Source organism: Streptomyces sp. NPDC051041 (assembly GCF_044456065.1).
In the GTDB taxonomy this organism is placed as follows: Bacteria; Actinomycetota; Actinomycetes; order Streptomycetales; family Streptomycetaceae; genus Streptomyces; species Streptomyces glaucus.
This window is the reverse complement of the sequence record NZ_JBITFM010000001.1, coordinates 488,991-509,082: the sequence shown is the minus strand read 5'-3', so window position 1 is coordinate 509,082 and position 20,092 is coordinate 488,991. Positions and strand designations below refer to the sequence as shown.

15 protein-coding genes are annotated in these 20,092 nt (G+C 75.5%); 7 read left to right on the top strand and 8 right to left on the bottom strand.

Translation table 11 applies throughout. The features are described 5' to 3' along the window. The first annotated feature begins 169 nt into the window (after positions 1 to 169). The 3 genes from ACIBAI_RS02175 (at position 170) to ACIBAI_RS02165 (ending at position 5,889) form a co-directional block, all read left to right on the top strand. Positions 170 to 3,889: an ABC transporter ATP-binding protein gene (locus ACIBAI_RS02175; protein ID WP_399030509.1), complete on the top strand. Its 3,720-nt coding sequence runs from the start codon at positions 170 to 172 to the stop codon at positions 3,887 to 3,889. Positions 3,890 to 3,971: 82 nt separating this feature from the next. After that, entirely contained in the window at positions 3,972 to 4,358 is a 387-nt protein-coding gene (locus ACIBAI_RS02170) for a hypothetical protein (RefSeq protein WP_399030508.1), read from the top strand. Between the two features lie 106 nt (positions 4,359 to 4,464). Beyond that, positions 4,465 to 5,889, top strand: a complete 1,425-nt coding sequence (locus ACIBAI_RS02165) for a S28 family serine protease (RefSeq protein ID WP_399030507.1) — start codon at positions 4,465 to 4,467, stop codon at positions 5,887 to 5,889. Positions 5,890 to 6,115: 226 nt separating this feature from the next. Here ACIBAI_RS02165 and ACIBAI_RS02160 read toward each other — a convergent pair whose 3' ends face one another. The 3 genes from ACIBAI_RS02160 to ACIBAI_RS02150 form a co-directional block, all read right to left on the bottom strand. Then, the gene (locus tag ACIBAI_RS02160) at positions 6,116 to 6,751 is read right to left on the bottom strand and encodes a hypothetical protein (protein WP_399030506.1); all 636 of its coding nucleotides are present in this window, start codon (positions 6,749 to 6,751) and stop codon (positions 6,116 to 6,118) included. A 112-nt stretch (positions 6,752 to 6,863) separates the two neighbouring features. Next, the gene (locus ACIBAI_RS02155) at positions 6,864 to 8,690 is read right to left on the bottom strand and encodes a glycoside hydrolase family 3 protein (protein WP_399030505.1); all 1,827 of its coding nucleotides are present in this window, start codon (positions 8,688 to 8,690) and stop codon (positions 6,864 to 6,866) included. A 370-nt stretch (positions 8,691 to 9,060) separates the two neighbouring features. After that, positions 9,061 to 9,708 (bottom strand): LysE family translocator, encoded by a 648-nt coding sequence (locus tag ACIBAI_RS02150; protein ID WP_399030504.1) that lies wholly within the window; start codon positions 9,706 to 9,708, stop codon positions 9,061 to 9,063. A 546-nt stretch (positions 9,709 to 10,254) separates the two neighbouring features. On the opposite strand from ACIBAI_RS02150, the gene ACIBAI_RS02145 reads away from it, so the two are divergent. Further along, a complete protein-coding gene (locus ACIBAI_RS02145; RefSeq protein ID WP_399030503.1) occupies positions 10,255 to 11,592 on the top strand; it encodes a PLP-dependent aminotransferase family protein in 1,338 nt (445 codons plus the stop codon). Between the two features lie 62 nt (positions 11,593 to 11,654). Here ACIBAI_RS02145 and ACIBAI_RS02140 read toward each other — a convergent pair whose 3' ends face one another. The 3 genes from ACIBAI_RS02140 to ACIBAI_RS02130 all read right to left on the bottom strand — a co-directional run bounded on the left by ACIBAI_RS02140 (position 11,655) and on the right by ACIBAI_RS02130 (position 14,630). Continuing rightward, positions 11,655 to 12,452 (bottom strand): sugar phosphate isomerase/epimerase family protein, encoded by a 798-nt coding sequence (locus tag ACIBAI_RS02140; protein WP_399030502.1) that lies wholly within the window; start codon positions 12,450 to 12,452, stop codon positions 11,655 to 11,657. 254 nt (positions 12,453 to 12,706) lie between these two features. Further along, positions 12,707 to 13,309: a dihydrofolate reductase family protein gene (locus tag ACIBAI_RS02135; protein WP_399030501.1), complete on the bottom strand. Its 603-nt coding sequence runs from the start codon at positions 13,307 to 13,309 to the stop codon at positions 12,707 to 12,709. 274 nt (positions 13,310 to 13,583) lie between these two features. Next, on the bottom strand, positions 13,584 to 14,630 hold the full coding sequence (locus ACIBAI_RS02130) for a LacI family DNA-binding transcriptional regulator (RefSeq protein ID WP_344599396.1): 1,047 nt from the start codon (positions 14,628 to 14,630) through the stop codon (positions 13,584 to 13,586). Positions 14,631 to 14,895: 265 nt separating this feature from the next. Here ACIBAI_RS02130 and ACIBAI_RS02125 point away from each other — a divergent pair, with 265 nt between their 5' ends. The 3 genes from ACIBAI_RS02125 to ACIBAI_RS02115 are packed head-to-tail and all read left to right on the top strand — an operon-like array spanning position 14,896 to position 18,034. Next, positions 14,896 to 16,047: a Gfo/Idh/MocA family protein gene (locus tag ACIBAI_RS02125; RefSeq protein WP_399030500.1), complete on the top strand. Its 1,152-nt coding sequence runs from the start codon at positions 14,896 to 14,898 to the stop codon at positions 16,045 to 16,047. Then, a complete protein-coding gene (locus ACIBAI_RS02120) occupies positions 16,044 to 17,204 on the top strand; it encodes a dihydrodipicolinate synthase family protein (RefSeq protein ID WP_399030499.1) in 1,161 nt (386 codons plus the stop codon). Before ACIBAI_RS02125 ends, ACIBAI_RS02120 begins: the two co-directional genes overlap by 4 nt. Further along, positions 17,201 to 18,034 carry a sugar phosphate isomerase/epimerase family protein gene (locus ACIBAI_RS02115; RefSeq protein ID WP_399030498.1) on the top strand — a complete coding sequence of 278 codons (834 nt, stop codon included), beginning with the start codon at positions 17,201 to 17,203 and terminating at the stop codon, positions 18,032 to 18,034. Before ACIBAI_RS02120 ends, ACIBAI_RS02115 begins: the two co-directional genes overlap by 4 nt. A gap of 597 nt (positions 18,035 to 18,631) precedes the next feature. On the opposite strand, the gene rbsD is transcribed toward ACIBAI_RS02115, so the two are convergent. Together rbsD and ACIBAI_RS02105 are read right to left on the bottom strand one after the other, a co-directional pair. After that, entirely contained in the window at positions 18,632 to 19,021 is a 390-nt protein-coding gene (gene rbsD, locus ACIBAI_RS02110; protein WP_399030497.1) for a D-ribose pyranase, read from the bottom strand. Next, positions 19,018 to 19,920 (bottom strand): ribokinase, encoded by a 903-nt coding sequence (locus tag ACIBAI_RS02105; RefSeq protein ID WP_399030496.1) that lies wholly within the window; start codon positions 19,918 to 19,920, stop codon positions 19,018 to 19,020. The genes rbsD and ACIBAI_RS02105 overlap by 4 nt, the downstream gene beginning before the upstream one ends. Positions 19,921 to 20,092 lie beyond the last annotated feature (172 nt).

Below are 20,092 nucleotides of genomic sequence, written 5' to 3'. Positions count from 1 at the left end.
CGGGTCCTCGGCCGCTCGCCCGGCCGGCCGGCCCCTCACACGCCCGTCCGCTCGCCCGGCCGGCCCCGGACGTTCCCCCGATCGGCTTCCGATCATTACGGAGGGATGAAATCCGCTTCCGTCCGCGTTGGTGCCTTCCGGCAGATCAGGACGATCGGAGGGCACCGGCGTGAGTTCGCAACGGGGATGGGCACGACGGCTGTGGGGGTACGCCTGGAACTACCCCAAGGACGTGGTCCTGGCCCTCGGCTCGTCCCTGGCGGGCATGGCCGTCATGGCCCTGGTCCCGCTGATCACCAAGGTGATCATCGACGACGTGATCGGCGAGCACAGCCGGAGCATGGCCGTCTGGGCGGGCCTGCTCATCGGCGCCGCCCTCGTCGTCTACGTCCTCACCTACGTCCGCCGCTACTACGGCGGACGTCTCGCCCTCGACGTCCAGCACGACCTGCGGACGCGGATGTACGCGACGATCACCCGGCTCGACGGCCGCCGGCAGGACGAGCTGTCCACCGGGCAGGTGGTCGGCCGGGCCACCAGCGACCTCCAGCTGATCCAGGGCCTGCTGTTCATGCTCCCGATGACCATCGGGAACGTCCTGCTGTTCCTGATCTCCCTGGGGATCATGGCGTGGCTGTCGCCGCCGCTGACGCTGGTCGCGCTCGCCGTCGCCCCCGCGCTGTGGTGGATCGCCCGGCGCAGCCGCACCAGACTGCACCCCGCCACCTGGTACGCCCAGGCCCAGGCCGCCGCCGTCGCGGGCGTGGTCGACGGCGCCGTCAGCGGCGTCCGCGTGGTGAAGGGGTTCGGGCAGGAGGAGCAGGAGACCGGCAAGCTCAGGGAGGTCGGGCGGCGGCTGTTCGCCGCGCGGCTGCGCACCGTCCGGTTCAACGCCCGCTACACCCCGGCCCTCCAGGCCGTCCCCGCCCTCGGCCAGGTCGCGATGCTGGCGCTGGGCGGCTGGCTCGCCGTGCGCGGGCACATCACCCTCGGCACCTTCGTCGCCTTCTCCACCTACCTCGCCCAGCTCGTCGGCCCGGTGCGCATGCTCGCCATGGTGCTCACCGTCGGCCAGCAGGCCCGCGCCTCCACCGAACGGGTCCTGGAGCTGATCGACACCGAGCCGTCGCTGGCCGACGGCACCCGGGAACTGCCCGCCGACGCCCCCGCGACCGTCGAGTTCGACGACGTCTCCTTCGGCTACGACCCCGCCCACCCCGTCCTCGACGGCCTCTCCTTCGAGATCCGCCCCGGCGAGACCCTCGCCGTCGTCGGCTCCTCCGGCTCCGGCAAGTCCACCGTCTCCCTGCTCCTGCCGCGCTTCTACGACGTGACACGCGGCGCCGTCCTCGTCGGCGGCCACGACGTGCGCGAACTCACCCTTCAGTCGCTGCGGGCCGCGATCGGGCTGGTGCCCGAGGACTCCTTCCTCTTCTCCGACACCGTGCGCAACAACATCGCCTACGGCCGTCCGGACGCGACCGACGAGCAGATCGAGGCCGCCGCCCGCGCCGCCCAGGCGGACCGGTTCATCCGGGACCTCCCCGACGGCTACGACACCGCGGTCGGCGAGCACGGCCTGACCCTGTCCGGCGGCCAGCGCCAGCGCATCGCGCTCGCCCGCGCGATCCTCGCCGACCCCCGGCTGCTGGTCCTCGACGACGCCACCTCCGCCGTCGACGCCCGCGTGGAGCACGAGATCCACGAGGCGCTGAAGGAGGTCATGCGGGGCCGCACCACCCTGCTGATCGCCCACCGCCGCTCCACCCTGGGCCTCGCCGACCGCATCGCCGTCCTCGACGCCGGCCGCCTCGCCGACATCGGCACCCACGAGGAGCTCCAGCAGCGGTGCGCCCTGTACCGGCGCCTGCTGACCGACCCGGACGAACTCGGCGGCGTCTCGCCCGGCCACGCCCGGCCCGCCGCGCCGCACGAGGACACCTCCGTGCGGGAGGAGCTGGACGCGGAGTTCGACGCCGAGCGCGGCATCACGCCCAAGCTGTGGGCGGGGGAGCGCGAGCCGAAGGACACCGCGCTCAGCGGCTCCCCGGCCACCCCGGAACTCCTCGCCCAGGTCGAGGCGCTGCCCCCGGCGACCGACACCCCGGACGTCGACGAGGCGCGGGCCGTGCGGCCGGAGGAGTCCTACGGCCTGCGCAGGCTGCTGGCCGGCTTCGGCCTGCCCCTGCTGGCCAGCCTCGCCCTCGTCGCCGTCGACGCCGGCACGGGCCTGCTGCTGCCGGTGCTGATCCGGCACGGCATCGACGACGGCGTCACGCGGCTCGCCCTCGGCGGGGTCTGGGCGGCCTCGCTGCTCGCCCTGCTCACGGTGGCCGTGCAGTGGGCGGCGCAGAGCGGCGAGATCCGGATGACCGGACGCACCGGGGAGCGGGTGCTGTACGCGCTGCGGCTGAAGATCTTCGCCCAGCTCCAGCGGCTCGGCCTCGACTACTACGAGCGCGAGCTGACCGGGCGCATCATGACGCGGATGACCACGGACGTCGACGCGCTGTCCACGTTCCTGCAGACGGGCCTGGTCACCGCGTTCGTCTCGGTCGTCACCTTCTTCGGCATCATGGTCGCCCTGCTGGTGATCGACGTGCAGCTCGCGCTCGTCGTGTTCGCGACGCTGCCGCCGCTGATCGTCGCCACGTACTTCTTCCGCCGGGCGAGCGTGAAGGCGTACGAACTGGCCCGGGAGCGGGTCTCGGCGGTCAACGCCGACCTCCAGGAGACCGTCTCCGGGCTGCGGATCGTGCAGGCCTTCCGGCGCGAGCGGGACGGCGGGCGGCGGTTCGCCGAGCGCAGCGACGGCTACCGCCGGGCACGGATCCGGGGGCAGCGGCTGATCTCGGTGTACTTCCCCTTCGTGCAGCTGCTGTCGTCGGCCGCCGCGACGGCGGTGCTGGTCGTGGGCGGGGCGCGGGTCGGCGACGGGACGCTGACCACCGGCGCGCTGGTCGCGTACCTGCTCTACATCGACCTGTTCTTCGCCCCCGTCCAGCAGCTCTCCCAGGTCTTCGACGGCTACCAGCAGGCCACCGTCTCCCTGGGCCGCATCCAGGAGCTGCTGCGCGAGCCGGCCTCCACCGAGGCGCCCGACGAACCCCTCGAAGTGCTCTCCCTGCGCGGCGAGATCGCCTTCGAGGACGTGCACTTCGCGTACGGCGACGGGGAGGAGGCGCTCGGCGGCGTCGACCTGCGCGTCCCGGCCGGGCAGACCGTCGCCTTCGTCGGCGAGACCGGCGCCGGCAAGTCCACCCTCGTCAAGCTCGTGGCCCGGTTCTACGATCCGACGCGGGGCCGTGTCACCGTCGACGGCACCGATCTGCGCGCCCTGGACCTCACCTCGTACCGGCACCGTCTCGGCGTCGTCCCGCAGGAGGCCTACCTGTTCCCGGGCACCGTCCGCGACGCCATCGCCTACGGCCGCCCGGACGCCACCGACGCCGAGGTGGAGGCGGCCGCCCGCGCGGTCGGCGCGCACGAGATGATCGCCACCCTGGAGGGCGGCTACCTCCACGAGGTCGCCGAACGCGGCCGCAACCTCTCCGCCGGGCAGCGGCAGCTGATCGCGCTGGCCCGCGCCGAGCTGGTCGACCCGGACATCCTGCTCCTCGACGAGGCGACGGCGGCGCTGGACCTGGCGACCGAGGCGCAGGTCAACCAGGCCACGGACCGGCTCGCGGGCCGCCGCACGACGCTGGTGGTCGCCCACCGGCTGACCACCGCCGCCCGCGCGGACCGGGTCGTGGTGATGGACCACGGCCGGGTCGTCGAGGACGGCACGCACGAGGAACTGCTCGCGCGCGGCGGCCGGTACGCCGACCTGTGGCGGACGTTCGTCGGGGCCGCCGAGCCGGAGGAGCCGGTCGGCGCGTCCCGCTGACGACCGTGCAACCATCCGGCACACGTCCCGCGTCCGTACTCCCGTACGCCGATGCGCGGGTCGCGGTAGGGGAGGGGCGTCTGTGGACAGGGGTGCGTTACGGCGGCGGCTGGCGCTCGGGACGGCCGCGCTGACCGCGTCCGGGCTGCTCGCCGTCGCGACGCCGGACGCGGCCGAGGCCGCCGCGTCCTGCGCGGGACGCGTGGTCGGGACGCTCCCGTTCGCCACCGGCTCCGTGTCCGTCCACCGGCGCGGCGGCTACGTCTGCGCCGTCACCACCCCCGCGCACCCCGGCGCCCGGCGGACGATGTCGGTCGGCGTGCAGGCGCGGGGCGGTCGGCCGGTCGTGGACACCGGGAAGTACGAGGACCGGGCCGGCCCGGTGACCGTGCACGCCGGGCAGCGGTGCGTGCGGGTGACGGGCCGGGTGGGCGGCGGGTCGGTCAGCTCCGGCTGGATCCTCTGCTGAGCCGCCGAACACGCGGGCCCGTACAGGGTTTTCCCCATATCCCCTGGTGCGCGGCCGAGTTGCTCCGATAGCTTCCGGCGCACATCTGTCTCACAGGGGAGTGTGCATGCGCAAGGCGCTCAGATGGCTGCTGGCGCTCACGGTGCTCATAGGCGCGTTGAGCACGGCGGGAGCGGCCACCGCCGCCGAGCCGGGGGCCACCGACATCAAGGACCGGCTGCTCGCGATACCGGGCATGAGCCTGGTCGAGGAGAAGCCGTACCCCGGCTACCGCTTCTTCGTCCTCACCTACACCCAGCCGGTGGACCACCGGAACCCGGCCAGGGGCACGTTCCAGCAGCGGATCACCGTGCTGCACAAGGACGTCGCCCGCCCGACGGTCTTCTACACCGGCGGCTACAACGTCTCCACCACGCCCAGCCGCCGCGAGCCGACGCAGATCGTGGACGGCAACCAGGTCTCCATGGAGTACCGCTACTTCACCCCGTCCCGGCCCGCCCCGGCCGACTGGTCCAAGCTGGACATCTGGCAGGCGGCCAGCGACCAGCACCGCATCTTCGAGGCGCTCAAGCCGCTCTACCCCGAGAACTGGATCTCCACGGGCGGTTCGAAGGGCGGCATGACCGCCACCTACTACGAGCGGTTCTACCCGCGCGACATGGACGGCGTGGTCGCCTACGTCGCCCCCAACGACGTGGTGAACAAGGAGGATTCGGCCTACGACCGGTTCTTCGCCCGGGTCGGCACCCAGGAGTGCCGCGACCGGCTGAACGCGGTGCAGCGCGAGGCGCTGGTGCGCCGCGAGCCGCTGGAGAAGAAGTACCAGGCGTACGCGGCCGAGAACGGCTACACCTTCGACACCATCGGCAGCCTGGACCGCGCCTACGAGGCCGTCGTCCTGGACTACGTCTGGGGCTTTTGGCAGTACAGCCTGCTGAAGGACTGCGGCGAGATCCCGGCCGACGCGAAGAACGCCACCGACCAGGAGATCTGGGACTCCGTCGACGCGATCTCCGGCTTCTCCGCCTACACCGACCAGGGCCTGGAGACCTACACGCCGTACTACTACCAGGCGGGTACGCAGCTCGGCGCGCCGACCATCCACTTCCCGCACATCGAGAAGAAGTACATCCGCTACGGCTACCAGCCGCCGCGCAACTTCGTCCCGCGCGAGATCCCGATGAGGTTCCAGCCGTGGGCGATGCGGGACATCGACACCTGGGTGCGGCACCACGCGCGGCACATGCTCTTCGTGTACGGCGAGAACGACCCGTGGGGCGCCGAGCCGTTCCGCGTGGACAAGGGCGCGAAGGACTCCTACGTCTTCACCGCGCCGGGCCTGAACCACGGGGCGAACGTGGCCGGCCTGGTGCCCGAGGAGAAGGCCCTGGCCACGGCCAGGATCCTGGAGTGGGCGGGCGTCGCCCCGGCCGCCGTGCAGGCGGACCCGTCGGCGGCCAAGCCGCTGGCCAGGTTCGACGCCAAGCTGGACAAGAGGGACGTGGAGCGCGAGCACGCGCTGCGTCCGTAGACGACCCGGCCGCGGGGGGGGGCCCCCCCCCCCCCCCCGCGCCGCCCCCCCCCCCCCCCCCCCCCCCCCCCCCCCCCCCCCCCCCCCCCGGGGGGGGCCCCCGGGCGCCCCCCCCCCCCCGGGGGGGCGCCCCCCGCCCCCCCCCCGGCGGGCCCCCCCCCCCCCGCCCGCGCCCCCGGGCCGGCCGCCGCCTCCCAGCCCCTGCCGGGCAGCCGGCGCGAGCCGTTCACACCGGCCGGGCGCAGCCCACCGGGGACGGGCCGTCGAGCCGGACGTACAGGGCCGTGGACGCCGGGCACCGGGCCCGGGCGTCCACGGCCCGCACCACCTTGTACTGCGGTTTCCGCGGCCCCGTGCCGTCGCACGCGGTCTCGCGGACCCGCCCGTCGCCGAGGGCGCGGACGCAGTCGCCGACGACGGTGCGCGGGCCGCCTCCGCCGCCGGGGTCGCCGGGGTGCGGCGGCCGGAGATCGCGCATGCAGGCGTAGCCCCGCGGCACCACCCCGTCGCCGTCCTCGTCGAGGGACGGGCGCCGCTCGCTGATGTGCAGGACGAAGTCGGTGGTCCCCGGGCACGGCGGCCCGTCGTCCGCCCGGCCGTCGTGCCGGGCCACGACCCGCGCCGCCGCCCGCTCGCCGGCGCACGGCACCTCGGTGAAGCCCGTCGTACCGAGCGAACCGCACTCGCCGACGTCGAGGAACACCGCCCCGTACCCGGAGGGCCGGACCGCCGGGACCGGTGTGCCCGCGCCGGACCGTCCGTCCCGCGCCGCGCCCCCCGACGGCGGCCGGCGCGCCGTCAGCACCGCGGTGAGCAGCGCCGGCACCGCGCACGCCACCCCCACGGACCCTCTCCCGCGCATCGCCGTCCCCCGGGCACCCCCGTCCAGCGTGGCCCGCCGCGACGGGCCCACGCCGGACATCCGGGACGTTTTGCGCACCTCGGCGACGGTGCGCCCGGCAGGGGGCGTACGCCTAGTACGACAGCCCGTGCCCCAGGGGATACAGCACCTGCGTCGGATCGTCCGCCCGCCCCACCGGCACCGGCAGCTTCCCGCGCGGCCGCACCCGGCCCGCGATCACCCGGGCCGCCGCCCGCAGCTCGACGTCGGTCCACGAGTACGACGCCAGGCAGGCCCGGACGTCCGGCAGGTGGGCCACGTCGTAGGGGTTGCGCAGGGCCAGGACCACCACCGGTCTGCCGGTCGCCAGCAGCTGCTGCACCAGGGTCCGCTGGCCGCTGCCCGCCGTCACGTTGTACGTCCCGGCCACCACCGCGTCCGCGTCCCGCGCCGCCGCGACGGCCCGGGCGACGGTCGCCGCGGACGGCGCCGTGCCGGTCGGCAGGGCGGTCGCCGTGAAGCCCAGTCCGGTCAGCGCGTCCGCGAGCACGCCGGTCGGCGGGCCCGTCGTCCCCGACGGCGAGGCGGGGTCGGCGCCGACCACGAGGATCCGGGGGTGCCTGCGGCGCGACAGCGGCAGCAGGCCGCCCTCGTTGACCAGCAGCGTGGTCGTCCGCTCGGCGATCCGGTCGGCCGCCGCCCGGTGCGCCTTCGTCCCCACCGCGCGGTCGACGCCGGCCGGGCTGACGTACGGGTCGCGGAACAGCCCCAGCTTCGCCTTCAGCCGCAGGATGCGCAGGATCGATTCGTCGAGCCGGGCCTCGGTGAGCTCGCCGTCCCGGACGGCGTCCAGGACCGCGTTCCAGGCCAGGTCCAGGTCCGGCGGGTTGAGCAGCTGGTCGGCGCCCGCCTTCAGCGCCAGCACCGGCACCCGGTCGTCGCCGTACCTGGTCCGCACGCCCTCCATGCCGAGGGAGTCGGTGACCACGACCCCGTCGTAGCCGAGCTCCTCGCGCAGGATGCCGGTGAGGATCGGGCGGGAGAGGGTGGCCGGGTCGCCGGAGTCGTCCAGCGCCGGGACCCTCAGGTGCGCGGTCATGATCGAGTCGATGCCGGCGGCGATCGCGGCCCGGAAGGGCGGCGCGTCCAGCGTCTCCCACTGCTCGCGGCTGTGCGTGATGGTGGGGAAGCCGGTGTGGCTGTCGACGTCGGTGTCGCCGTGGCCGGGGAAGTGCTTGGCGGTGGCGGCCACCCCGGAGCCCTGGTATCCGCGGACCTCGGCGGCCACCAGGGCGGCCACCGCCGCCGGGTCGGCGCCGAAGGACCGTACGCCGATCACCGGGTTGGCCGGGTCGACGTTCACGTCGGCCACGGGCGCGTAGTCCTGCCGGATGCCCAGCGCGCGCAGCTCGCGGCCCGCGAGGCGGCCGAGGGTGCGGGCGTCGGAGCGCGAGCGGCCCGCGCCGATCGCCATCGCGCCGGGGAACAGGGTGGCGGGCGCGCCCACCCGCGCCACGATGCCGTGCTCCTGGTCGGTGGAGATCAGCACGGGCAGTCCGCGCGGCAGCTCCAGGGACGCCTTCTGGATGCCGTTCGACAGCTCGGCGATCTGGTGCGGGTCGCGGGTGTTGTGCGCCCAGGAGAAGTAGACGATGCCGCCGACCCGGTACTTCGCGAGCAGCTCGGCGGCCGTGCGGACGCCGATCTCCTTCAGGTTGGCGTCGGCGTCGGCCTGGTCGGGGGCGGTGGCCGAGTGGCCGTAGACCCGCATCACGAACAGCTGGCCGACCTTCTCCTGGAGCGTCATGCCGGAGACGAGGGCGCGCAGCCGGTCGTCGTCGGGGGCGGCCGCCGCGGAGGAGCGCCCGGCGACCGCGAGCGCGGCGGTGACGCCCGCCGTGGCGGCGAGGACCGTACGTCTCGCGGGGGTCGCGGTGTTTCCCGTGCTGGGGTCGGGCACGTGCGCTCCTTCCGGAGGTCGTCCGCCGCGGGCGGACGCGGGATCCGCTGAAAGAAACTTCCGAGGAGTCACCAATATCCGGGAAGTTTCCGCCGGTCAAGGGAGTGCACAGTAACCGGGAACGGGCCGCCACCGGCGCAGTGGTGAGGGGGCGCGCCGATGGCGGCGTGCTGCCGGCCGCGGTGCGGCGGAGAGGGTGGTCGGCCGCCGCCGCCGGCGAGGCCGACACCGCACCGCGGGGGCTCGTCCGGCAGCCCGCGGATGGGACGGGCGGCGGGCGGCGCGGGTTCCCGGATCCGGGGCGGCCCGCGGAAGTCGGCACGGACGCGCGGGGACGGCGGGACGGCGCGCCGGACGGCGGTGCCGCGGGTCAGCCGGTCCGCGCCGGGGCCGAGGTGTCCGCCGCCACCGTGACGGCGAGCGCGCCGAGCACCGTGCCCGTCAGGTAGCGCTGCATCCGGAGCCAGGAGGGGCGGCGGGAGAGGAACACGGCGATGGTGCCGGCCGCCAGGACGACGGCGAGGTTGACGGCGACGCTGACCGCGATCTGGACCGAGCCGAGCACCAGGCCCTGCAGCAGGACGTGGCCCGCGGCCGGATCGATGAACTGCGGGATGAGCGAGACGTACATGAGGGCGATCTTCGGGTTCAGCAGGTTCGTCGTCAGACCCATCGCGAACAGCCTGCGCGGCGAGTCGTGCGGGACGTCCTGCGGGGCGAAGACCGGGACGCCGCCCGGCTTCAGCGCGTTCCAGGCCAAGTGGGCGAGGTACGCCGCGCCGGCCAGCTTCACCGCCAGGTACAGCTCGGGCACCGCGGCGAAGACGGCCGACAGGCCCAGGTTCGCGGCCACCAGGTACACCAGGAACCCCAGGGCCACCCCGCCGAGGGAGACGATCCCGGCCCGCCTGCCCTGGGTGACGCTGCGGGAGACGAGATAGATCATGTTCGGGCCCGGGGTGAGCACCATTCCGAGGGCCACGGCCACCACGCCGAGAACCCCGCTCGTTTCCACCATGAGAATCCCTCGTTCGCTGGTTCGCTGCCCCCGCTCCTCGGCCACCCGCCCCGGGGCCTCGTCGCGGTCATGCCGCCCGGCGCGCGGGTGCGCGGCGCCCGGACCGGCCCCGGCCCGGTGCGGCGAACCGCCCAGGTCGGATCAATTTAGAGAATTGCACCGAGCCGCTCGGGGAAGAGCGGACGCGTGCCCCGCACACGGCGACCGGGCTCCGGCGGCGGCCGGGAGGGCGCCACCGCCCGCCGGCCGTGCCGCCCGGGACCCTTCGAGGTCCGCTGCCGCTCCGCCGCGTGCTCCGGCAACAGGGCCGGGATGTCGGCGGGTTCCGCCGGTCGGGGGAAGAGACGGCATCGGGCGCGGTCCGGCGGGGGAAGGGGGATCCGGCCGAGCGGGGACCGTGCGGGGTTCACTGCGCGCCGGCCTCCCTCCCGGGGCTTCGAAGCAATGCAGTGAGCATAGAAGAGGGAAAAACTCGATGCAATCTTAATATTGCGCTCGGTGCAATTCTGTGTTTGGATGCCGGCCCGGGAACGAGAGGAGCGCGCCGTGACGGACTACCGGAGCGTCGCCGACGCGGTGGCCGAGGAGATCAGGACCGGCCGCCTCCGGCCGGGCGACCGCCTCCCCCCGCAGCGCAGGTTCGCCCGGCAGCACGGGATCGCCGACTCCACCGCGGCCCGGGTCTACCGGGAACTCGCCCGCCGGGGCCTGACCGTCGGCGAGGTGGGGCGCGGCACCTTCGTCCGCGCGGTGTCCCCGGCCGCCGCGCCCGCGCTCACCGAACCCGCGGCCAGCCGCGTCGACCTGGAGCTGAACTACCCCGTCGTGCCCGGGCAGGCGGCGCTGCTCGCCGACGGGCTCGGCGCGCTGCTGCGCCCCGACGCCCTGGCGGAGGCGCTGCGGCCCACCGGCGCCGCGGGCCCGCCGGCCGTCCGCGAGGCCGCCGCCGATCTGCTGGCCCGCGGCGGCTGGCGCCCCGACCCGGCCCGGGTGCTCTTCGCGGGCAACGGCCGCCAGGCCGTCGCCGCCGCCGTCACCGCCCTGGTGCCGCCGGGCGCCCGGCTCGGCGTCGAGGAGCTGACCTACCCCGTCGTCAAGGCCGTCGCCGCCCGGCTCGGCGTCACCCTGGTGCCCCTGGCCATGGACGAGGACGGGCTGCTCCCGCAGGCCGTGGAGGAGGCGCACCGCGCCGGCCCGCTGAGCGCCGTCTACGTCCAGCCCACGCTGCACAACCCGCTGTCGCTCACCATGCCCCGGGAGCGGGCGGAGCGGCTCGCCGAGGTGCTGCTGCGGCTGGGGGTCCCCGCGATCGAGGACGCCGTCTGGGCCTTCCTCCGCGACGAACTGCCGCCGCTCGCGTCCCTGGCCCCCGAGCGGACCGTCCTCGTCGACAGCCTGTCCAAGCGCGTCGCCCCCGGCCTCACCCTCGGGTTCGTGGTGGCCCCCGGGCCGGTGGCCGGCGACATCGCCGCGGCGCTGCGCTCGGGCGGCTGGGGGCCCGGGCGGTTCGCCCTGGAGGCGGCCGCCCGCTGGCAGCGGGACGGCATCGTGGAACAGCTCGTGCGGGCCAAGCAGCGGGAGGCCGCCGCGCGGCAGGAGATCGCCGCCCGGCACCTCGGGGCCTTCGCGGTGCGCGGCGACCCGCGGTCGTACCACTGCTGGTGGCGGCTGCCCCGCCCGTGGCGCGCCGACACCTTCGTCGCGGCCGCCGCGCGGCACGGCATCGCGGTGGCGCCCGCCGCCGCGTTCACCGTCGGCGGCAACCACGCCCCCAACGCGGTCCGGCTGGGCCTGGCCTCACCGTCCGCGGACGACCTGTCCCGGGCGCTGGCCACCCTGGCCGGCCTCGCCCGGTCCGCCCCGGACGACCTGATCGCGTCCTGACGCGGCACCGGGCGCCGGCCCGCCGCCGTGCCCGGGGGACGGGCGGCCGGGCGCCGGGCCGGTCACGCCGAGTCGTTGAGCAGCCGGGCCAGATGCTCCCGCCCGGCGCCCAGGAGGCCGGGCAGCGGGGCCGCCGACTCGTACCAGCGCTTCTCGTACTCCCAGCACAGCCAGCCGTCCCAGCCGTGCCGCGAGAGCACCTCCACGCACTCGGCCAGCGGCAGGACGCCGGCGCCGAGCGGCAGCGGGGCGGTGTCGTCGGCGGAGGCGATGTCCTTGACCTGGACGTAGCCGAGGTGCGGGGCGAGGGCCGCGTAGGTCTCCGAGGGCTGCTCGCCGCCGAGCCAGGTGTGCATCACGTCCCACAGCGCGCCGGCCTGGCGGTGGCCGACCGGACCGAGGACGCGGATCACGTCGGCGCCGGTGCGGTGCGAGTCGTGCGTCTCCAGCAGGACGCGCACCCCGACGCCGGCGGCGTACTCGGCGGCCGTGCCCAGGCGCCGGGCGGCCGTCGCGTCGGCCTCCTCCGGGCTTCGGTCGCCGCCGCCGGGGAAGACCCGCACGTACGGGGCGCCCAGGTCGCGGGCGAGGTCGAGGAGGGCGCGGACCTCGGCGAGCACGGGTTCGTCGGCACCCGGCGCGGCGATGCGCGCGTAGCCCGCCAGGCCCAGGACCTCGACGCCGGCCGCCTTGAACTCGGCGGCGGCGTCGGCCCGTTCGCCGGGGGTGAGGCCGGGGTGCACCGGCTCCTCGGGGTGCGCGCGCAGTTCGACACCGTGGTAGCCGTGCTCGGTCGCGAGCCGCAGCACGTCGGACAGGGGCAGGCCGGGGACGCCGAGGGTGGAGAACGCCAGCTTCATGTGTACGGACCCTACCCGCCAGGCCGTCCGGCACTCCTCTTCGCCACCCGGGGCGCCCAGGGCCGCGGAGCCGCTCGGAGCCGCCGGACCGCCCGGGACGGCTCCGGAGGCGATCCCGGGCCGGGCAACCGGTCCCGGCCGGCCGGCCCCTGCCCGAAGGAGGGGCGGGGCCCCGCGGCGGCCGGGGCGGAGCCGTGGCGCCGGCGGGCGGCGGGGACGTCGCCGGACCCCGGGCGCCGGCGCCCTTCGCGCGCTCAGTCCTCGGCAGGGGCCGCCGCCCGGTAGACGCAGACCCGGGCACCGGTGGGGGCGGTGGCCGCGGAGACCAGTTCGAAGGCGCGGAGGACGCCGTCGGCGGGGAAGATCGTCTTGCCGCCGCCGAGGACCACCGGCATCACGACGAGCCGCAACTCGTCCACCAGGCCCTCGCCCAGCAGCGTCCGGGCGAGGGCGGGGCTGCCCATGAGCAGCAGGCCGCGGCCGTCGGCCGCGCGCAGCTCGCGGAGGCGGGCGACGGCCTCGTCGCCGGGGATGCGGGTGGTGTTGTTCCAGGTCAGGTCGGCGTCGGTGAGGGTGCGGGAGACGACGTACTTCGGGAGGGCGTTCAGCCGGTCGGCGAACGGGTCGCCGGCCCGCTCGGGCCACGCTCCCGCCATCGCCTGCCAGGTGCGGCGGCCGAAGAGGAAGGCGTCGGCCTCGTCCGCCGCCGCGTCGAAGGCGCCGCCGACGACCTCCGGGTCGAAGAACGGGTGCGTCCAGCCGCCGTGCGCGAAACCGCCGTCGGTGTCCTCCCGGGGGCCGCCCGGGGCCTGCACGACACCGTCGAGGCTGATGAACTCGCTGATCACGATGCGCATGGAAGGTGCTCCTGAGGCGCTGGTCGGGGTGCGTTACGGCAGTGAGGACCGGCGCGCGGGAGGGAACTCATCGGTGGGCGGCCGGCGCCTTCGCCCGCGGGACCCCCGGCGGGCGGAGCGGGCGCCCGGTCCTCCGGCGGCGGGGTGCGGGGCGCCGGCGGCGCCCGCGCGGCTCCGGCGCGGGCGCCGCCCGCTTTCCCCCGCGTCCGCCCCGGTGGACGTGCGGTCGTGCCGGAGGGACGGGCTCGCTCCCGGGGCGCTCCGGAGGGGCGGCTCAGGCCCGTGGCGCTCCGGAGGAGCCCCGTACCATCAGTTCGCCCCGCACCGTCGCGATCCCCCCGGGCGGCGGCTCCTCCCGCCCCATCGCGATACGGCCGGCCCGCGCCCCCGCCTCCGCCAGGGGCAGCCGGACCGTCGTCAGGGCCGGGACCGCGTCGATGCTGAACGGCAGGTCGTCGAAGCCGGCGACGGACACGTCGTCGGGGATGCGCCGGCCGGAGTCGCGCAGCGCGGCGCACGCGCCGAGGGCGACGGAGTCGTTCGCGGCGACCACGGCCGTCAGCGTCGGGTCGCGGCGCAGCAGCTCCAGCGTGGCCTCGTAGCCGGACCGGCGGTCGTAGCGGCCGTGGACCGTCCAGCGGGGGTCCTCCTCGATGCCGTGCGCCGCCAGGGCGGCCCGGTGGCCCTCCAGGCGGTGGCGGGTGGTGGTCCGCTCCTCGGGGCCCGCGATGTAGCCGAGCCGCCGGTGGCCGAGGCCGATCAGATGCTCGGTCAGTTCCCGGCCGCCGCCGCGGTTGTCGAAGGTCAGGGCGATCGCCCCGGTGTCCGGCGCCGGGGGCCGGCCGCACAGGACCACCCGGGTGCCGGCGGCCTCCAGCTTGCGCAGCTTCGCCGCCACGGCCGCCTTGTGCGGCGCGTCCTCCACCGCGCCGCCGGTCAGCACGACGGCGGCCGCGCGCTGGCGCTGGAGCAGGGTCAGGTAGGTCAGCTCGCGTTCCGGGGAGCCGCCCGTGTTGCAGACGACCGCGAGTCTCTCGCCGCCCGCTCTGCCGCCCGGGCCCCCGATCTCGGACTGGATCGCGCTCGCCATGATCCCGAAGAACGGGTCGGCGATGTCGTTGACCAGGATCCCCACCAGGTCGGAGGTGGCGGCGGCCAGGGCGCTGGCGGGCCCGTTGAGCACGTAGTCCAGCTCGTCGACCGCCTTCAGCACCCGCTCCCGGGTGGCGGCGGCCACGGGGTAGTTGCCGTTCAGCACGCGCGACACCGTCGCGGGGGAGACCTGGGCGCGGGCCGCCACGTCCGCCAGGGTCACCGTCATGTCCTCGTCCTCCGGTCGCGCGTCTCGTCGTACGCCCTGGTACACACCCGGGCCCACGGCCGTGGTTCCGAGCAGACCTTACGGCCCGGACCCCGGCCTGCCCATCGGACAACTCCTCCTCGCCGCGGTCTTGTCCGGAGCGCAGTTCAGAGGCTAGCTTCTCCAGGGATAGAAAGCGCTTGCTGTATCGCTCATCGGCGTTCGCCGGGCCACCGGCGGAGGGCGGGGGGTACGCGGCGCGCGGACCGCGTACGAAGGGAACGACGTGACACGCAAGACGGTGCGCATCGCCATGAACGGCGTGACCGGACGCATGGGCTACCGCCAGCATCTGGTCCGCTCCATCCTGGCCATCCGCGAACAGGGCGGCCTCGACCTCGGCGGCGGCACCGTGCTGTGGCCGGAGCCGGTCCTGGTCGGCCGCCGCGAGCACGCGCTCAGGGCGCTGGCCGAGAAGCACGGCCTGGAGCACGTCTCGACGGACCTGGACGCCGTCCTGGCCGACGAGAGCGTCGAGATCTACTTCGACGCCCAGGTGACCTCGGCCCGCGAGGAGGCGATCAGGAAGGCGATCGCGGCGGGCAAGCACATCTACACCGAGAAGCCGACGGCCACCGGCCTCGACGGCGCCCTGGAACTGGCCCGGCTGGCCGCCGCGCAGGGCGTGAAGCACGGCGTGGTGCAGGACAAGCTCTTCCTGCCCGGCCTGCTCAAGCTCAAGCGGCTGATCGACGGCGGCTTCTTCGGCCGCATCCTGTCGGTGCGCGGCGAGTTCGGCTACTGGGTGTTCGAGGGCGACTGGCAGGCCGCCCAGCGCCCCTCCTGGAACTACCGCGCCGAGGACGGCGGCGGCATCGTCGTCGACATGTTCCCCCACTGGGAGTACGTCCTGCACGAGCTGTTCGGCCGGGTGAGGTCCGTCCAGGCCCTGACCGCCACCCACATCCCGCAGCGCTGGGACGAGAACGGCAAGCCCTACGACGCCACGGCGGACGACGCCGCGTACGGCATCTTCGAGCTGGAGGGCGGCGCGATCGCCCAGATCAACTCCTCCTGGGCGGTGCGCGTCAACCGGGACGAGCTGGTGGAGTTCCAGGTGGACGGCACGGAGGGCTCCGCGGTCGCCGGCCTGCGCAACTGCCGCGTGCAGCACCGCAGCGCCACCCCCAAGCCGGTGTGGAACCCCGACATCCCCGCCACCGAGGTCTTCCGCGACCAGTGGCAGGAGGTCCCGGACAACGGCGAGTTCGACAACGGCTTCAAGGCCCAGTGGGAGCTGTTCCTCAAGCACGTCTACGCCGACGCCCCCTACCACTGGGACCTGCTGGCCGGCGCCCGCGGCGTCCAGCTCGCCGAACTGGGCCTGAAGTCCTCGGCCGAGGGCCGCCGCATCGACGTACCGGAGATCTCGCTGTGACCATCCACCTGCCCGACGGCGAGGGCGGGCTGCGGGCCTACGAGCCGCGCACCGAGCCCCTCGCCCTCACCCCCGGCGCCCCCCTGGCCTCCCGCACGGTCTTCTCGGCGGCGCACGTCGTCGCCGACCCGTACGCCGACGTCACCCCCGACGCGCCCGCCGCCGTCGACTGGGACGCCACCCTCGCCTTCCGCCGCCACCTGTGGTCCCACGGGCTCGGCGTCGCCGAGGCCATGGACACCGCCCAGCGCGGCATGGGCCTGGACTGGGCGGGAGCGGCGGAGCTGATCCGGCGCAGCGCCGCCGAGGCCAGGGCGGTGGGCGGCCGGATCGCCTGCGGGGTGGGCACCGACCAGCTCGCCGCCGGCCGCCCGCACGGCCTGCAGGAGATCCGCGCCGCCTACGAGGAGCAGCTCGCGGTCGTGGAGGAGTCGGGCGCCCAGGCGATCCTGATGGCCTCCCGGGCCCTCGCGGCCGCCGCCGAGGGCCCCGAGGACTACCTGGAGGTCTACGGCCACCTGCTGCGCCAGGCCGCCGAACCGGTGGTCCTGCACTGGCTGGGCCCGATGTTCGACCCCGCGCTGGAGGGCTACTGGGGCTCCACCGACCTGGACGCCGCCACCGCCACCTTCCTGGAGGTCATCGCCGCCCACCCCGACAAGGTCGACGGCGTCAAGATCTCCCTGCTGGACGCCCGGCGCGAGATCGACCTGCGCCGCAGGCTCCCCGAGGGGGTGCGCTGCTACACGGGCGACGACTTCCACTACCCCGAGCTGATCGCGGGCGACGACCAGGGCTTCAGCCACGCCCTGCTCGGCATCTTCGACCCGCTCGGCCCGCTGGCGGCCGAGGCGGTGCGGGTCCTGGACACGGGGGACACGGCGGGCTTCCGCGCCCTGCTCGACCCGACGGTGGAGCTGTCCCGCCACCTGTTCCAGGCGCCGACGCGCTTCTACAAGACGGGCGTGGTCTTCCTGGCCTGGCTCGCCGGGCACCAGTCCCACTTCACGATGGTCGGCGGGCTGCAGTCGGCCCGCTCCCTGCCGCACTTCGCCCGCGCCTACGAACTCGCCGACGGCCTCGGCCTGTTCCCCGACCCGAAGCTCGCGGAGGAGCGGATGCGGACCCTGCTGAGCCTGTACGGGGTGACCCGATGAGCCGGGCGCCGGAGCGCTTCTCCGTCAACCAGATGACGGTGAAGCAGCTGAGCCTGCCCGAACTGGTCGACGCCTGCCGGGACCTGGGCGTACGGAACGTGGGCCTGTGGCGCGAGCCGGTCCAGGCGTACGGCGTGGACGCGGCGGCGAAACTGGTGCGGGACGCGGGACTGGCGGTGACGACGCTGTGCCGCGGCGGCTTCCTCACCGCGATCGACCCGCGGGAGCGGGCCGACGCCCTCGCCGACAACCGCCGGGCGGTCGAGGAGGCGGCCGCCCTGGGCACCGACACCCTGGTCCTGGTCTCCGGCGGCCTGCCCGCCGGCTCCAAGGACCTGCGCGGCGCCCGGGAACGCATCGCGGACGCGCTGGCCGAGCTGGGCCCCTACGCCGAGTCCCACGGCGTGCGCCTGGCCATCGAGCCGCTGCACCCCATGTTCGCCGCCGACCGGTGCGTGGTCTCCACCCTCGCCCAGGCCCTGGACCTCGCCGAGCGCTTCCCGGCGCACCAGGTGGGCGTCACGGTGGACACGTACCACATCTGGTGGGACGACACGGCCCCCGCCCAGATCGCCCGGGCCGGCGCCGCGGGCCGGATCCACACCTTCCAGCTCGCCGACTGGACGACCCCGCTGCCGGCGGGCGTGCTCAACGGCCGCGGCCAGATCGGGGACGGCTCCGTCGACATGCGGGAGTGGAAGGGGTACGTGGAGGCGGCCGGGTACACCGGCCCCATCGAGGTCGAGCTGTTCAACGAGGAGCTGTGGGCGCGGGACGGGCGGGAGGTGCTGGCCGAGACGGCGGCCCGGTTCGCGCGGCACGCGCTCTGATCCGCTCCCCGGCTGGCCCGCCGCGTCCGGGACGGGCCGGCGCGCGGTGCCGGTTCCGACGTCCGCCGGGGTCGGACCGGCGGATGACGCGCGAGGTGCGCGCCGCCTCCGGGGAAGGGAAGGCCGGCAGGGGGATCCGCACGTCGCCCAGCGGCAGCACGCGCATACGGGCGCGGAAGCCGTCCTCGCGCGCGCTGCGCGGCGGGGTGGGCATGCGGCTCCGGGCAGCCGTCTCCCGCCGGAGTCCCCACCGCTCGGCGGCCGGCACCCCGTCGGTCCGGAATCCCTGCACCGGCACGGCCCCGGCGCGCACCGCCCGGCTCGTCCGGACCGTCGCAGGAGGACCGGGCGGAAAAAAAATCCCCGCGCCTGTGCAACCGTTCCCGGCGCCCGCGGGTCGTACTGGGCGTCGGAACACCCCGACGGGGGATCCGGGGGGGATCACGGGGGTTCCGGCGGGAGGGGAAACCGGGGGGCCCGGTTCGGTGAACCGGGCCCCCGAAGCCGGCGGCTCGGAGCCGCCGGCGCCCGCGTGACCACGCCGTCCGCGCGGCCACGGTCCCAGTGCCCCGGCGGACGGACGCCGCCCGCCGGACGCTAGAAGAACACCCCGCACCGCAGCAGCACGTTCGCGTACGGCCGGGCCTCGCCGGTGCGGACGACGAGCCGCGCGCCGGCCGTCAGCTCCTTGAGCCGCTCGTGCGGCACCAGCTCCAGGTGCGGGAAGTGCCCCGCCAGCAGCTCGGCCGCCGCCGGATTGGCCCGCCGCACCTCGGCCGCCGCCGTCGCGCCCTCGACCACCAGCTCCTCCAGCAGTCCCTCGACCACCTCGGCGAACGACGGCACCCCGGCCCGGAAGGCCAGGTCCACCACGCGCGGACCGTCGGGGACCGGCATGCCTGCGTCGCACACCAGCACCCCGTGCCCGTGCCCCAGTTCGGCCAGCGCGCCGGCGAGGCGGCGGTTCAGGATCCCGGCCTTCTTCACAGCGCGTCGACCTCCGCCGCCGTCGGGAAGGACTCCTGGGCGCCCTCCCGGGTGACGGCCACCGCCCCGACCCGGGCCGCGTACGCCGCCGCCTCCTCGAGCGTCGCGCCCGTGCCCAGCCGCCAGGCCAGCGCCGCGGTGAACGCGTCGCCCGCGCCGGTGGTGTCCACCGCGTCCACCGGCACGGACGGGACGCGGACGACGCCCTCCGCCGAGGCCGCCAGCGCGCCCCGGGCGCCCAGCGTCACCACCACCGAGCGCGGGCCCTTCGCCAGCAGCAGCCGCGCCCAGTCGGCGGGCTCCTCGCTCACGCACGCCGCGCCCAGGATCACCTTCGCCTCGTGCTCGTTGACGATCAGCGGATCGCAGGCCGCCAGCACCTCGCCCGGAAGGGGGCGCGGAGGCGACGGGTTCAGGACGAACCGGTTGCCCGGGGCGAGGCTCCGCACCACCTCCACGACCGTCTCCAGGGGGATCTCCAGCTGTGCCGAGACCACCCGGGAGGCGTGGAAGAGGCTGGCCGCGGCCCGCACGTCCGCGGGGGTGAGGCGGCCGTTGGCGCCGGGCGAGACCACGATGCTGTTGTCCCCGGACGGGTCCACCGTGATCAGCGCGACCCCGGTCGGCGCGCCGCCCACCAGGACGCCGACCGTGTCGACGCCGGCCGCGCGCTGCGCGTCCAGCAGCAGCCGGCCGTGGGCGTCGTCGCCGACCCGGGCCAGCAGGGCCGTACGGGCCCCCAGCCGGGCGGCGGCGACCGCCTGGTTCGCGCCCTTGCCGCCCGGGTGGACGGCCAGGTCGGAGCCGAGCACCGTCTCCCCGGCCGCCGGCCGGCGCTCGACGCCGATCACCAGGTCGGCGTTGGCCGACCCGACGACCAGGAGGTCGTATGCGTACATGAATCGCTCCCCGATCCGAGTGAGTCCCCGAGTGGATCCCCGAGTGAAGTCGAGTGAAGTCGAGTGAATCCGAGTGCGGGGCGGGGGGGGGGCACCACCCCCCCCCCCCCCGGGCCCCCCCGCCCCCCCGCCCGGGGGCCCCCCCCCACCCCCCCCCCGGGCCCCCGGGGAC

What these genes read in the sequence shown, in the direction of transcription:
- ACIBAI_RS02105 (WP_399030496.1), bottom strand. Translation starts at nt 19,920, where the DNA reads ATGTACGCATACGACCTCCTGGTCGTCGGGTCGGCCAACGCCGACCTG.
- ACIBAI_RS02150 (WP_399030504.1), bottom strand. Translation starts at nt 9,708, where the DNA reads ATGGTGGAAACGAGCGGGGTTCTCGGCGTGGTGGCCGTGGCCCTCGGA.
- ACIBAI_RS02135 (WP_399030501.1), bottom strand. Translation starts at nt 13,309, where the DNA reads ATGCGCATCGTGATCAGCGAGTTCATCAGCCTCGACGGTGTCGTGCAG.
- ACIBAI_RS02140 (WP_399030502.1), bottom strand. Translation starts at nt 12,452, where the DNA reads ATGAAGCTGGCGTTCTCCACCCTCGGCGTCCCCGGCCTGCCCCTGTCC.
- ACIBAI_RS02160 (WP_399030506.1), bottom strand. Translation starts at nt 6,751, where the DNA reads ATGCGCGGGAGAGGGTCCGTGGGGGTGGCGTGCGCGGTGCCGGCGCTG.
- ACIBAI_RS02130 (WP_344599396.1), bottom strand. Translation starts at nt 14,630, where the DNA reads ATGACGGTGACCCTGGCGGACGTGGCGGCCCGCGCCCAGGTCTCCCCC.
- ACIBAI_RS02165 (WP_399030507.1), top strand. Translation starts at nt 4,465, where the DNA reads ATGCGCAAGGCGCTCAGATGGCTGCTGGCGCTCACGGTGCTCATAGGC.
- ACIBAI_RS02115 (WP_399030498.1), top strand. Translation starts at nt 17,201, where the DNA reads ATGAGCCGGGCGCCGGAGCGCTTCTCCGTCAACCAGATGACGGTGAAG.